This window comes from Aeromonas sp. QDB30, from assembly GCF_027707645.1.
GTDB lineage: Bacteria > Pseudomonadota > Gammaproteobacteria > Enterobacterales > Aeromonadaceae > Aeromonas > Aeromonas caviae.
The window spans coordinates 56,907-70,549 of record NZ_JAPCIY010000007.1 but is presented as its reverse complement, the minus strand read 5'-3'; the positions used below and the strand labels follow the sequence as shown (position 1 = coordinate 70,549).

Below are 13,643 nucleotides of genomic sequence, written 5' to 3'. Positions count from 1 at the left end.
TCTTTAGATCGATCTTTTATTGGATCTTTTATTAGGATCCACGACTTCTGTTGATAAGGCATTTTTGATCATAAAGATCATTCGGTTAAGGTCGATCGCTGCTTGTGGAAAAGCTTGGATCCAGAGGGGGCGAACGGGGGGATAACATGGGTTTTTATACACAGATACATGGTTGGCAAGATCTAATACATGAATAACTATAGGTTTTGCAGAGCTTGGTACCGAAGTTATGCACAGTTATCTTGGCTTATGTGGGGAATAATCGGGAAAAACTTATCCGGATCCCCCTGTTAATAACCTGGTGGATAGGGATCTGGGGATAACCAGGGAGATCGGGGGTCGTGACCGGATCTCCCTGGCCCTGATCAGCCGATCAAGGTCATCCAGTCGTGGATCCAGGTTTCTGCGGCATCTTCGGGGATCTCGTGCTGGGTCACGTCTATTTCCAGGAGATCCCCCAGTCGGCTGGCACCGCACCCGGCCAGCAGCCGATCCAGCGTCTTGCCGCCCTGGCAGAAGGTGTCATAGCTGCGATCCCCCAGGGCGATCACTCCGTACTTGAAGGCGGCGAGATCCGGCTGCTGTTCGGCAAGATCCTGGGCAAAGGGCTGCAGATTGTCGGGTACATCCCCCGCACCATGGGTGGAAGTGACCACCAGCACGATGGCTCCTGGCTCGGTCAGGATCCTGGCCAGGCTGGCGGGGTTGTGGATCTCCGCCTGGTGGCCCGCCTGTTCAAGCAGGCCGACCACATGATCTGCGACATATTCGGAGGCCCCCAGCATGGAGCCGACGACGAGGTTGAGTTTGGCCATGGAATGGATCCTGATGTCATCGAAAAAGTGAAGAGGGGGGATCTTACCGCCAAAGCATGTGGATAAATATGGATAAAGCTTGGGGATAAGGATCCTGTCCACTTTGTTGCAGCCAAAACCGGCCTCGTGGCCACTGTGCCGCCTTCTTTCCGCCTGTTGCGACCTCATCGCACCTTTCGTTGTCAAACGACACTTCAAAACATCAATTAACAATGCAGATGCAAATGATTAGCAATTATTGAATCGATTCGATCACGGCACCTGTAGTAGCATGGCGCTGCTTTATTCGCCTGAGGCGCCGGGCTGACCGGTCCAATTGGGCACCCATAATAAGAAATCAAACATAACTTATTGATATTTGAGACACTTATATGATTGCGCAAAAAAATACCCCGAATGCCGTGATGCGAAAGAGAGGCGCACAGCTGCTGCCGCTCTCCTGTCTGCTGGCGTCCCTGCCCGTGTTGGCGGCGGAACAGGCGGATAAAGAGTTGCCCAAGGCGGGCGAAACCATGGTCGTGACCGGGACCGCCATGAAGGTCGAGGTCCCCATGGCAGAGACCCCCCGTGCCGTTTCCGTGGTCAATCGCGAAGAGCTGGACCAGCACGCCGTACTCAAGCTAGACGAGTCCCTGCGCTATCGCTCCGGCGTCCTGTCCCAGTCCTATGGTTCGGACACGGATGCTGACTGGTTCAAGGTGCGCGGCTTCGATGCGGCTTCTTACCTGGATGGCAACCGTCTTTTCAGCACCGGTTACTATGTCTGGACCCCGGAGCCCTTCGGCCTTGAGAGCGTGGAAGTGCTCAAAGGCCCGGCCTCCATTCTGTATGGCGAAGCCCCTCCCGGAGGCGTCATCAACGCCATCAGCAAGCGTCCGACCGCGACCCCGCAGGGACTGGTGAACCTGCAACTGGGCAACCGGGATCTGCGCCAGGTCGGGGTGGATGTCTCCGACACCCTTACCGACAACAGCCGTTATCGTCTGGTGGCCCTCTACAACGAGCGGGACGGCGTGCTGGATGGCACCTACAACGAGCGCGCCTATCTGGCGCCGAGCGTGACCCTGGATATTTCGGATCGCACCACGCTGACGCTGCTTTCCAGCTTCAAGCACGATGAAGGGGTGCCGACCAACGGCTTCTTCCCGGTTTACGGCACCCTGAATACCTCCGGAGGCCAGATCGATCCCTCCACCAACCTGAGCCAGCCGGATTACGATCGCAATCGCAATACCCAGATCTCCGCCGGGTACGAGCTGGCCCACCAGCTCAACCAGACCTGGGAGTTCAAGCAGAACGTTCGCTTCAATTACAACGATCTGCTGCTGCGCCAGACCTATATCTTCCCGACCTATGAAGGCACCACCGCCTACCGCGGCCTGGTCTACCGGGATGGGGATACCAAGAGCGCCACCATGGACAACCAGATGGTGGGCTACTGGAACACCGACAGCACGGAGCAGACCCTGCTGCTGGGGGTGGATCTGCAGCGCCATGTGAATGAAGGTCAGGAAGCCGACAACTATGGCATGGGCGCCATCAACACCATGAACCCGGATTACAGTGGTTTCCCCGGTTTTGATGAATCCACCGCGACCCACCAGAAGAGCACCAAGGGCCAGAGCGGCCTCTATGCCCAGCACCAGATCCGCTGGGATGATCGCTGGCTGCTGACCGCGGGCGGTCGTTTCGACTACGTGGAAACCCACAACATCAGCGAAGCCAAGAGCAAGAACGAGAAACAGTACGACGACAACCTCTCTCTCTCCGGCAGCCTGATGTACCTGGCCGACAACGGTCTCTCCCCTTACTTCGCCTATGCGGAATCCTTCGAAGTGCTGCCGGGGATAGACCCCAACACCGGCAACTCCTACAAGCCGCTGGAAGGCAAGCTCTACGAGACCGGGGTCAAGTACGCACCCAGCTTCCTCGATGGCTACATCAACCTGGCGCTGTTCGATCTGGAGCAGACCAACTCCCTGGTCTCTACCGGCTCCGGCCAGCAGACCCAGGCCGGTGAAGTGACCTCCCAGGGGGTCGAGCTGGAAGGGAGCGTGCAGGCCACCGAGGCGTTGCGCCTGACCGCTGCCTATACCTATACCGATGCCAAGACCAACGACACCGGCAACGGCGATCGTCGTGCGAGCCTGATCCCGCGCCACCAGGCCTCCTTCTGGGGCAACTACAAGGTGCAGCAGGGCCCGGTATCCGGTCTTGAGCTGGGTTCCGGCGTGCGCTATGTGGGTTCCAGCATCGGCATCGGCGCGGTGAATGCGGACTACACCCCCATCTATGGTTCTGCCCAGGTACCGGCACACACCGTATGGGATGCGATGATCGGGTATGACTTTGCCAAGAACTGGCGTGCCCAGATCAACGTCAACAACCTGCTGAACGACACCTATGTGGCGAGCTGCGACTACTACTGCTACTACGGCGAGCCGCGCAGCATAGTCGGCACCGTCAACTACCGCTGGTAAGCGACAGGCCGGGCGGGGGCGAAGGCTCCCGCCCTCCTTCCATTCATCTACAGGCCTGTCATGGAACTCTTGTCACTGGTTTATCGCCAATACCGTTGGCCCTTCATCGCCATTACCCTGCTCAGCCTGCTGAGTGCTGTCAGCGGGATAGGCGTCATTGCCTTCATCAATCAATCACTTATCGAATCAGTCGGGGATCCGCTGCCGATCCTGGGTCAGCTTGTCGGCCTTGTCTTGCTGCTGCTGGTGATCACGCTCGGATCCCAGCTGGCCCTGACCACCCTGGGTCACCATTTCGTCTACCGGTTGCGTGGCCGCCTGCTCAAGCAACTGCTGGATACCGACGTCGCCCGTCTGCGTCAAATAGGGCAGGGGCCGCTCCTGGCCTCCCTTTCCAGCGACATCGGTCAGATCACCATCGCCTTCGTGCGCCTGCCGGAACTGGTACAGGGTCTGGTGCTCACCCTGGGCTCCATCATCTACCTTGGCCTGCTCTCTCCCGCCTTGCTCGGTGTTACCGCCCTCTGGGTCACCGTGACCATGGTGGTGGGCTGGCTGCTGGTGAACCGGGTCTATCGCCACCTGGCGCACATGCGCCAGGCCGAAGACAGGCTCTACCAGAACTACCAGTCCATCATCGCCGGGTGCAAGGAGCTGGCGCTCAACCGCGAGCGTGCCCACTTCGTCTACCACCAGCTCTATGAGCAGAATGCCCGGGACTACCGGGAGCAGATCATCCGCGCCGATACCTACCACCTGAGCGCGGTGAACTGGTCGAACATCATGATGCTGGGTGCCATCGGCCTGGTCTTCTTTCTGGCCAACGGGCTGGGCTGGGCCAACACCAATGTGGCCGCCACCTTCGCCCTAACCCTGCTGTTCCTGCGCACTCCCTTGCTACAAGGCATCGGAGCCTTGCCGACCCTGATCGCCGCCCAGGTGGCGTTCGACAAGATAGCTGCCCTCAATCTGGCTGAGCCGGACGAGGCGTTCCCGTTGCCGCCTGCGCCTCGCCCCTGGCAGCGCATCGAGCTGGAGCAGGTGAGCTTTCACTACCAGGGGGAGGGCGGTTTCTCCGTGGGCCCCATCAATCTGGTGATCGAGCGGGGGGAGCAGATATTCCTCATCGGTGGCAATGGCTCCGGCAAGTCGACCCTGGCCATGCTGCTGACCGGGCTCTATCAACCGGTCTCTGGCCGGATCCTGCTGGATGGGGAGCCGGTCACCGATCGCAACGGCTATCTGGGGCTCTTCTCCGCCATCTTCACCGACTACCACCTGTTCCAGCATTTGCTGGGGCCCGAGCCGAAAGAGGCGCTGGTCGCCGAGTGGCTTGAGCGGTTGCAGATGGGCAGCAAGCTTGCCATCGAGGATGGCTTCATCGCCGATATCGACCTCTCCCAGGGCCAGCGCAAGCGGGTCGCCCTGCTGCTGGCCCTGGCAGAGCAGCGGGAGGTGATGCTGTTCGACGAGTGGGCCGCGGATCAGGATCCCCAGTTCCGCCGCATCTTCTATCAGGTGCTGTTGCCGCGCCTGAAAGAGATGGGCAAGACGGTGATCGCCATCAGCCACGACGATCACTACTTCTCTCTGGCCGATCGCCTGCTGGAGATGCGCCAGGGCCGCCTCACCGAACTGACCGGCGAGCAGCGCGAGCAGGTGAGCCGGGATGCGGTCGCCCATCTGGATGGCAAGGTGCCGGCCTGATGCTGGCACCGATGAGACTGGCAGCAAGCCAGCACAGGAATTGCTTATGTTCGAGATGAAATCAGCCAGCTTCGCGGTCAATGACCGCACGCTGCTGCACCCCACCAGCCTTCGCTTCGAGCAAGGTCGGGTCTATGGCCTCATCGGCCACAACGGGTCGGGCAAATCGACCCTGATCAAGCTGCTGGCGCGCCAGCAACCCCACAGCGGCGGGGAGATCCTGTTCGATGACCAGCCGTTGTCTGCCTGGGGCAACCGGGAGTTTGCCCGTCAGGTGGCCTATCTGCCCCAGCACCTGCCGAGTGCCGAAAACCTGCTCGGCCGCGAACTGGTGGAGATGGGGCGCTACCCCTGGCGCGGCCTGCTGGGCCGGATGGGAGCGGAAGATCACCGTCAGGTGGAGCGGGCCATCGCCCTGACCCACACCGAACGCTTTGCCGATCGGCTGGTGGATACCCTCTCCGGCGGTGAGCGGGGACGAGTCTGGCTCGCCATGCTGCTGGCTCAGGAGAGCCGTTTCATCCTGTTGGACGAGCCACTGGCCGCCCTGGACGTGGCCCATCAGGTGGAGGTGCTCACGCTCGTCAAGCAGCTCAGCCGCCAGCTCAACCTCGGGGTCATCATCGTCATTCACGACATCAACATGGCCTCCCGCTTCTGCGATCGGCTGGTGGCGCTGCACTCCGGCCGTCTGCTGACCCACGGCGAGCCCGAACAGATCATGACAGGGGAGACCCTGAACGCCATCTATGGCATCCCCATGGAGGTCATTCGCCATCCGGCCCATGACCACGCCATCGCCATCGTCTGACCGGGGGCCGCTCTTGAACCGTTTATTGAAGATGGCGCCCTGTCTGCTCAGTCTGCTGCTGCCCCTGGCAGGGGAGGCCGGGCAGCTTGTCACCGCCACCGACGCCACCAGCGCCACGCCTCGCATCGCCACAGTGGACTGGACCATAGCCGAGACCCTGCTGGCTCTGGGGGTCACCCCGATGGCGGTGGGGGATGTGGCCCCCTATCGCGCCTGGGTCGGTGAACCCCAGCTTCCTGCCGGGGTGATCGATATCGGGCTGCGTGCCCAGCCCAACCGGGAACTGTTGGCGGAGCTCAAACCGGATCTTATTCTCATCTCGCCGCTGGCGGCCCCCCTGGCGCCGACTCTCTCCCGCATCGCGCCGGTGCACTCTATCGCCCTGTATGAACCGGGCACCGATCTGTGGCTGCGACTGCGGGAAGCGACCCTGACCATAGCCGCCCTGGTCAACAAAGAGACCGAGGCCGAACGCCAGCTCGCCGCGCTGGAGCTGGATCTGGAACAGATGCAGGCGGCGCAGCCCGCCGATCTGCCCCCCTTGCTGGTGGTGCAATTCATTGATGAGCGCCATGTGCGGGTGTTTGGCCATGGCAGCCTGTTCGAGGCAGTGATGCAGCGCCTCGGCCTTCGCAACGCCTGGCAGGGAGAGACCAATGCCTGGGGATTCTCGGTCGCGAGCCTGGAGCAGTTTCTCGGGATGTCGGAGGCCAGGCTGGTGGTGGTGGACCCCGTGCCCGTAGGAGTTGGTGAAAAACTTCAGGAGCCTGGATTGTGGCAGCATCTCCCGCTGGTACAGAACAATCCGGTGATCCATCTGCCTGCGACATGGAGTTTTGGTGGCATATTGGCGGCCCGCCGCTTCGCCACCCTGCTGGACGGTGCCTTGCGGGAGCAGGCTGTCCACAGAGCAACCGGGGGATCAAATCAATGAGCTCTTCTCTTTCTTCGCCCCTGCTACGCCCGGGTCTCTGCCTGTTGGTGCTGACACTGGGGCTGGCTTGCGCCGAGCTGGCGCGTCAACTGCCGGGGGCGCTCTGGTGGCAGGCCCTGTTCTCCCCCGAGCTGGACGATGCCCGCCAGGCGGTGGTTCATTTCAGCTGGCTGCCGCGCCTTGCCATTTGTCTGCTGGCCGGTGCCGCCCTCGGGCTCGCCGGTACCCTGATGCAGCAGGTGCTGCGCAATCCCCTGGCCTCGCCCACCACCCTGGGGGTGGCCTCCGGCGCCCAGCTGGCGCTGATGATGGTGACCCTGCTCGCCCCCTCCTGGCTGCTGATCGGGCGGGAGTGGATCGCCATGGCCGGGGGAAGCCTGGCCATGGGGCTGGTCTTCGCCCTGGCTTGGCGCCGTCAGCTCAATCCCGTGGTCATCGTCTTTGCAGGGCTGGTGATCAACCTCTATCTGGCCGCCATCAGCATGGGATTGCTGCTGTTCTTCCAGGAGGAGCTCAAAGGGTTGCTGGTGTGGGGGAGCGGATCTCTGGCCCAGAACAGCTGGAGCGGCGTCGGCTATCTGCTGCCACGGTTGCTGCTGGCCGCGATGCTGGCGGCGGTGCTGGTGCGCCCGCTGGCAGTGCTGGAGCTGGACGATGCCAGCGCTCGCAGCCTGGGGGTCTCTCTCAAGCACCTGAGATTCGCCGGTCTCGGCCTCGCGGTCTTCATCACCGCCTGCGTGGTGAGCGTGGTGGGGCTGATCGGTTTTATCGGGCTGGCGGCGCCCGCCATGGTGCGGCTGCTGGGGGTCAGAAAACTGGCCCAGCGGCTGCTGTGGGCACCCATCCTCGGCGCCCTGTTGCTGGCGGCCACCGATCTGCTGCTGCAGACCCTGAGCCGGTTCTGGCCTGTGCTGATCCCGACCGGCGCCATGACGGCCCTGTTGGGGGCGCCGCTGCTGCTCTGGCTGATCCCGCGTCTTGGCATCAAGCAGAGTGCGCCTAAGGCGAACTCCTCTCTGTTGTTGGCCCGCCATCCGGCGCCGACTCGCCTTGTTGGCCTGATGGTGTTGGGGCTGGCTGCGGCGGTGATCGCCTCCCTGTTGTTTGGGCAGGGGATGGGCGGCTGGGGTTGGCCGAGCTGGCTGCGGTGGCAGGCCCAACTGGAGTGGCGCTTGCCGCGCACGCTGGCTGCGGGTGCCGCAGGCGTGTTGCTGGCGCTGGCTGGCACCCTGTTGCAGCGAGTCAGCAACAACCCCATGGCGAGCCCCGAGCTGCTGGGGGTGAGCGGTGGCACCTTCATGGGGGTGATTGCGGCGGCCCTGTTGCTGCCCGCCTTGCCGCTGCCCATGATGCTGCTAGGGGGGCTGGTGGGCGCCTTCGCCTGCCTGTTGCTGCTGGTGCTTATCAACCGGCGCAACGGCTTCCAGCCGGAGCGGATACTGCTGTCTGGCATCGCCATCACGGCGCTGTTCGAGCCGTTGCAGGCCATCGCCCTGGCCAACGGCGACCTGCGGGTGCAGCAACTGCTCTCCTGGATGTCCGGCTCCACCTATTACGTCACCCAGCCGGTGGCCCTTGCCCTGGTGGTGTTGGCGCTGCTGATGCTGGCAGCCTGCCTGCTGGCGAGCCGCTGGCTCGACCTCATGCCCATGGGGCCGGCGGTAGCGACGGCTCTGGGGATCCATCTCGGCCGTGCCCAGCTCACCATCCTGCTGCTGGTGGCCGTGCTCACCGCCAGTGCCACCATGGTGATAGGCCCGCTCTCCTTTGCCGGTCTGCTGGCGCCGCACCTAGCCAGATTGATGGGGCTGGTGAGGGCGCGCTGGCACCTGCTCGGCGCCGCAGGCTGTGGCGCTTTGCTGATGGTGTCGGCGGACTGGATCGGCCAGCAGATCCTCTTTCCCCAGGAGGTGCCCGTCGGTCTGGTCTCCACCCTGTTAGGGGGTGCTTACTTCATGTGGTGCCTGCGCCGCCTCTAGGTCGGTGGATGAAAAGCGCACAAAAAAAGCCCGGGATGAACCCGGGCTTTTCATTGCCTGCTCTGCGGACTTACTTGCCGATGCAGAAACTGGAGAAGATGCGGCCCAGCAGATCGTCGGAGCTGAACTCGCCCGTGATTTCGGACAGGGACTCCTGGGCCAGGCGCAGCTCCTCGGCCACCAGTTCGCCAGCCACATAGACCTCAAGCTGCTCCCTGGCTACCAGCAGCCGCTCGGCGGCGTGTTCCAGTGCGTCCAGGTGGCGGCGGCGGGCCATGAAGCCCCCCTCGGTATTGCCCTGGAAGCCCATGCAGGCCTTGAGGTGCTCGCGCAGTGCGGGCAGCCCCAGCTCGGTCTTGGCGGAGATGCGATAGACGGCGTGGCCCTGCTCCTGGCTCGGTGCCAGATCCTCGCCGGTCAGGTCCGCCTTGTTGCGCACCACGGTGAGGCCGATGTTTTTTGGCAACCGATCAACGAATTCCGGCCAGATGTCGTGGGGATCGACGGCATCCGTGGTGGTGCCGTCCACCATGAACAGCACCCGGTCGGCCTGTTCGATCTCGGCCCAGGCGCGCTCGATGCCGATCTGTTCCACCTTGTCCTGGGTATCGCGCAGGCCCGCGGTGTCGATGATGTGCAGCGGCATGCCATCCAGATGGATGTGCTCGCGCAGCACGTCGCGGGTGGTACCGGCGATCTCGGTGACGATGGCGGACTCGCGGCCTGCGAGGGCGTTGAGCAGGCTCGATTTGCCGGCGTTGGGACGACCGGCGATCACCACCTTCATCCCCTCCCGTAGCAGGGCGCCCTGCTTAGCCTCGCCGCGCACGTCGTCCAGCTCGGACATGATGGCGTAGAGGTCACCCGCCACCTTGCCGTCGGAGAGAAAGTCGATCTCTTCATCCGGGAAGTCGATGGCCGCTTCCACATAGATGCGCAGCCGGGTGAGGCTCTCCACCAACTGCTGAACCTTGCCGGAGAACTGCCCCTGCAGGGAGTGCATGGCGCTGCGGGCGGCCTGCTCGCTGGAGGCTTCGATGAGATCGGCGATGGCCTCGGCCTGGGCCAGATCCAGCTTGTCGTTGAGGAAGGCGCGCTCGCTGAACTCGCCCGGGCGGGCGGGGCGGATGCCGTCGATCTGCAGGATGCGGCGGATCAGCATGTCGAGAATGACGGGGCCACCATGGCCCTGCAGCTCCAGCACGTCTTCGCCGGTGAAGCTGTTGGGGGCCTTGAACAGCAGGGCGATGCCCTGATCCAGCGCCTGGCCCTGCTCGTCCCTGAACGGCAGATATTCGGCATAACGCACCCTGGGGAGCTTGCCGAGCACTATCTCGGCGACCCGCTCGGCGGCAGGGCCGGAGACGCGGACTATGCCGACGCCGCCACGGCCGGGGGCGGTGGCCTGGGCCACGATGGTATCTGTTGTCATCTTGCTTGACTCGCTGGTTGGCTGAATGAGTAAGAGGGTGGGGGACATTGTAATAAAAAAGGCGGCCCGAAGGCCGCCTCTTTTGTCATCAGGAAAGATGGGCTGCGCATCAGTTGCGTGAGTGCAGGCCTTTCTTCTCCAGCTGACGATAGATGATGGTCTGCTGGATGATGGAGATGACGTTGCTCACCAGCCAGTACAGAGTCAGACCTGCCGGGAACCAGAGGAACATGAAGGTGAAGATGATCGGCATGAACTGCATCACCTTCTGCTGCATCGGGTCCGTGATGGTGGTCGGGCTCATCTTCTGCAGATACCACATGGAGGCACCCATGAGGATTGGCAGCACGAAGAAGGGGTCCTTCACCGACAGGTCGGTGATCCACAGGGCGAACGGCGCGTGGCGCAGCTCGACAGACTCCATCAGTGCCCAGTAGAGAGCGATGAAGATGGGCATCTGTACCAGGATGGGCAGGCAGCCGCCCAGCGGGTTGACCTTCTCCTTCTTGTACAGCTCCATCATGCCCTGGGACATCTTCTGACGATCGTCACCGAAGCGTTCCTTGAGCGCAGCCAGCTTGGGCTGGAGCATGCGCATCTTGGCCATGGAGGTGTACTGGGCCTTGGTCAGCGGGAACATGATGCCGCGCACCAGCAGGGTCAGCATGATGATGGCCAGACCCCAGTTCTGGACGAAACCGTGGAACACGGTCAGCAGCCAGTGCAGCGGTTGGGCGATGAACCAGAGCCAGCCGTAGTCGACAGTCAGATCCAGGTGGTTTGCCACCTTGGCCATCTGATCCTGCAGCTTGGGACCGATCCACAGCTTGCCGCTCACTTCGGCCTGCTGGCCGGCAGCGACGTCAACCAGCGGCGCCTTGTAGCCGATGATGGCCTGGTCCTTGCCCGGGATCACGCGGCTGTAGAAGCTGTTGGTGTCGTTGGCATTCGGGGCCCAGGCAGAGACGAAGTAGTGCTGCAGCATGGCGACCCAACCACCCTGGGTGGTCTTGTTCAGGTCGGCATCCTTCATCTCGTCAAAGGTGTACTTCTTGTAGCGGGAGTCTTCGCTGGAGAAGGCACCACCACGGTAGGCACTGGCCACCATGGCATGACCTTCCTGATCCTTCGGCGTGGTCATGGTCTGCTTCAGCTGACCGTAGAACTGTACCTGGACCGGCTCGGCAGACTTGTTGTCGATCTTGTAGTCGACGCCCACGGCGTAATCACCGCGCTTGAGCACGAACTCCTTGGTGAAGACCACGCCCTTGCTGTCGGTCCAGGTCATCGGAACGACGACTTGATCCTGACCATCGGCCAGCTGATAGCTGGTCTGGGCGGCTTCATAGGTGGGACGACCCTGGGCCTGGCTGTCCGGACCATCGCGACCGACCAGACCGCTCTGGGCCACATAGAGGTGGGCAGGCTGGCTGGTCAGCAGGGTGAACGGCTGTTCCTTGCCTTCTTCCAGCTTGTGGGCCAGCAGTTCGGCAGAGACGATGTCACCGCCCTGGGTGTCCAGGGTCAATTTGAGCACGTCGGAGGAGACGGTGATCAGCTTGCGCGCGGCGTTACCATTTGCTTGCTCGGAAACCTGAGGAATATCACCGGTCTGACCGGCTTCAGGTACGAAATGTTCGGTTTGGGCCACGGTAGTCGGGGCCGGCTTCGGAGCCTTGTCGGACTCCCACTGTTGCCAGAGCAAGAAGCTCACGAACAGCAAACCGATCAGGAGTAAATTGCGTTGTGATTCCATAGTCTTCAGTTTCTTCGCTTTGGTTGCGGAACCGGGTCATAACCACCCTCGGATAAGGGATGGCATTTTAATAGACGTTTGCTGGCTAACCAAACGCCTTTTATGAAACCGTGAAGTCGGATTGCTTCTATCGCAAATTGGGAACAAGTCGGGGTGAAACGGCAGCGCGGCCCGAGCAGGGGACTAATGATTAGCTGATACAGGCGTATCAGTTTGATTGCTACCCATTGCAACGGCGTGACAGAGTGCGCCATAGCTTTTCCAGTAACTTGAACAGCGCTTCGTTGTCCATCTCCTTCACGCCACCCTTGGCGATCACGACGATGTCGATAGCGGGCAGATTGGCTTGATTGAGGCGAAAACTTTCCCGAACCACTCGTTTTACACGGTTGCGCCAGACGGCACGCTTGAGCGCCTTTTTGGGCACGGCAAGGCCAAGACGGGGGTGTTCGAGGGTGTTGGGGCAAGCAAGAAGCGTAATTTGCGGAGAAGCGGCCCGGACAGGCTCGGCGAAAACGCGTTTGAAGTGTTCGGGAGTTAACAGACGTAACTCCCGAGAGAAGGTGTGCTGGGTAGGCATTAGACTACCAGGCGGGCACGACCCTTGGCACGACGAGCGGCCAGAACTTTGCGGCCGTTGGCAGTAGCCATGCGAGCGCGGAAACCGTGAGAGCGCTTGCGCTTCAGGTTGGACGGTTGAAAAGTACGTTTCATGATTCGATTCCGTATTTCTGTACAGTTTTGATTGTCACACTTAGCCGACGCGCCAGCTATAGCGTGTGACGACTAGCAAAAGAGGCCGAATTCTAAACAGAGTTCAGCTTCTCGTCAATCCGCCGTTCCTTTCCATCTCGCCCCGTTCGTCGACCGAGCGGGATAATCTGGCAGGATCCGGAGGATCAAGGGCCCCGAATTATACTGGCAACCCGGGGTTAAACAAGGATCCCTCAAGAAAAAAGGCGGCCAGGCCGCCAAAGAGAGAGCTATTTAAGTACTTTGCGCAGGAACTCCCGGGTACGGGGATCCTGCGGATCGACCAATATCTGATCCGGCGGGCCCTGCTCCACGATCCGGCCTCCTTCCATGAAGATCACCCGATCGGCGACATCACGGGCAAACTCGATCTCGTGGGTCACCACCACCATGGTCTGGTGCTGGCGGGCGAGCTGCTTCATCAGGCCCAGCACCTCGTCGACCCACTCGGGATCGAGGGCGGAGGTGGGCTCGTCAAACAGGATCACCTTGGAGTGGGCCGCCATGGCCCGGCCGATGCCGACGCGCTGTTGCTGGCCGCCGGAGAGGGAGGCCGGGTAGGCATCCTGTTTCTCGGCGAGGCCGATGTCCTTGAGGATGCCCAGGGCAGTGGCACGAGCCTCCGCCTTCGGCTGCTTCCAGACGGTGATCAGCCCCTCGGCGATGTTGTCCAGCGCCGTCTTGTTGGCGAACAGGGCGTAGTTCTGGAACACGAAAGAGGCGCGTTTGCGCAGTTCGATGGCCTGCTGGTCGCTGGCCTTGGCCAGATCCACGGCGAGGTCATCGATGACGAGCCGCCCTGCATCCGGGGTTTCCAGCAGGTTGAGACAGCGCAGCAGAGTCGACTTGCCGGTACCGGAAGGACCGATGATGACGACAATCTCCCCCTTCTTTACCTCAAGATCGATGCCGTTGAGCACCTGATTTCCGTCATAGGCCTTGGAGAGACCCGTTAGGTTGATCATGACAGGCCTCC

12 protein-coding genes are annotated in these 13,643 nt (G+C 61.8%); 5 read left to right on the top strand and 7 right to left on the bottom strand.

The window, feature by feature from the left end:
• Positions 1-365 precede the first annotated feature (365 nt).
• Complete coding sequence (mioC, locus tag PG896_RS03630; RefSeq protein ID WP_161957715.1) at positions 366-815, bottom strand: FMN-binding protein MioC; 450 nt, start codon at positions 813-815, stop codon at positions 366-368.
• A 371-nt stretch (positions 816-1,186) separates the two neighbouring features.
• Here mioC and PG896_RS03625 point away from each other — a divergent pair, with 371 nt between their 5' ends.
• From PG896_RS03625 to fhuB, 5 genes are read left to right on the top strand one after another with little or no spacing between them, the layout of a single operon-like run.
• A complete protein-coding gene (locus PG896_RS03625; protein WP_139700778.1) occupies positions 1,187-3,295 on the top strand; it encodes a TonB-dependent siderophore receptor in 2,109 nt (702 codons plus the stop codon).
• A gap of 60 nt (positions 3,296-3,355) precedes the next feature.
• Complete coding sequence (locus PG896_RS03620; protein WP_201970160.1) at positions 3,356-5,002, top strand: multidrug ABC transporter permease/ATP-binding protein; 1,647 nt, start codon at positions 3,356-3,358, stop codon at positions 5,000-5,002.
• A gap of 46 nt (positions 5,003-5,048) precedes the next feature.
• Complete coding sequence (locus PG896_RS03615; protein WP_010672275.1) at positions 5,049-5,813, top strand: ATP-binding cassette domain-containing protein; 765 nt, start codon at positions 5,049-5,051, stop codon at positions 5,811-5,813.
• 31 nt (positions 5,814-5,844) lie between these two features.
• Positions 5,845-6,747 carry an ABC transporter substrate-binding protein gene (locus tag PG896_RS03610; protein ID WP_029313367.1) on the top strand — a complete coding sequence of 301 codons (903 nt, stop codon included), beginning with the start codon at positions 5,845-5,847 and terminating at the stop codon, positions 6,745-6,747.
• Positions 6,744-8,726 carry a Fe(3+)-hydroxamate ABC transporter permease FhuB gene (fhuB, locus tag PG896_RS03605; RefSeq protein WP_029313369.1) on the top strand — a complete coding sequence of 661 codons (1,983 nt, stop codon included), beginning with the start codon at positions 6,744-6,746 and terminating at the stop codon, positions 8,724-8,726. Before PG896_RS03610 ends, fhuB begins: the two co-directional genes overlap by 4 nt.
• 70 nt (positions 8,727-8,796) lie before the next feature.
• On the opposite strand, the gene mnmE is transcribed toward fhuB, so the two are convergent.
• The 6 genes from mnmE to PG896_RS03575 form a co-directional block, all read right to left on the bottom strand.
• Positions 8,797-10,158, bottom strand: a complete 1,362-nt coding sequence (gene mnmE, locus PG896_RS03600; protein ID WP_201871696.1) for a tRNA uridine-5-carboxymethylaminomethyl(34) synthesis GTPase MnmE — start codon at positions 10,156-10,158, stop codon at positions 8,797-8,799.
• A 109-nt stretch (positions 10,159-10,267) separates the two neighbouring features.
• Positions 10,268-11,914 (bottom strand): membrane protein insertase YidC, encoded by a 1,647-nt coding sequence (gene yidC, locus PG896_RS03595; RefSeq protein ID WP_041214180.1) that lies wholly within the window; start codon positions 11,912-11,914, stop codon positions 10,268-10,270.
• Between the two features lie 5 nt (positions 11,915-11,919).
• Positions 11,920-12,168 (bottom strand): membrane protein insertion efficiency factor YidD, encoded by a 249-nt coding sequence (gene yidD / locus PG896_RS03590; RefSeq protein ID WP_010672280.1) that lies wholly within the window; start codon positions 12,166-12,168, stop codon positions 11,920-11,922.
• Positions 12,135-12,494 carry a ribonuclease P protein component gene (gene rnpA / locus PG896_RS03585; RefSeq protein ID WP_043153663.1) on the bottom strand — a complete coding sequence of 120 codons (360 nt, stop codon included), beginning with the start codon at positions 12,492-12,494 and terminating at the stop codon, positions 12,135-12,137. The genes yidD and rnpA overlap by 34 nt, the downstream gene beginning before the upstream one ends.
• Positions 12,494-12,628, bottom strand: coding sequence for a 50S ribosomal protein L34 (gene rpmH, locus PG896_RS03580; protein WP_005307156.1), 135 nt, complete (start codon positions 12,626-12,628; stop codon positions 12,494-12,496). The genes rnpA and rpmH overlap by 1 nt, the downstream gene beginning before the upstream one ends.
• A gap of 269 nt (positions 12,629-12,897) precedes the next feature.
• Entirely contained in the window at positions 12,898-13,632 is a 735-nt protein-coding gene (locus PG896_RS03575; RefSeq protein ID WP_010672282.1) for an amino acid ABC transporter ATP-binding protein, read from the bottom strand.
• Positions 13,633-13,643: the final 11 nt, after the last annotated feature.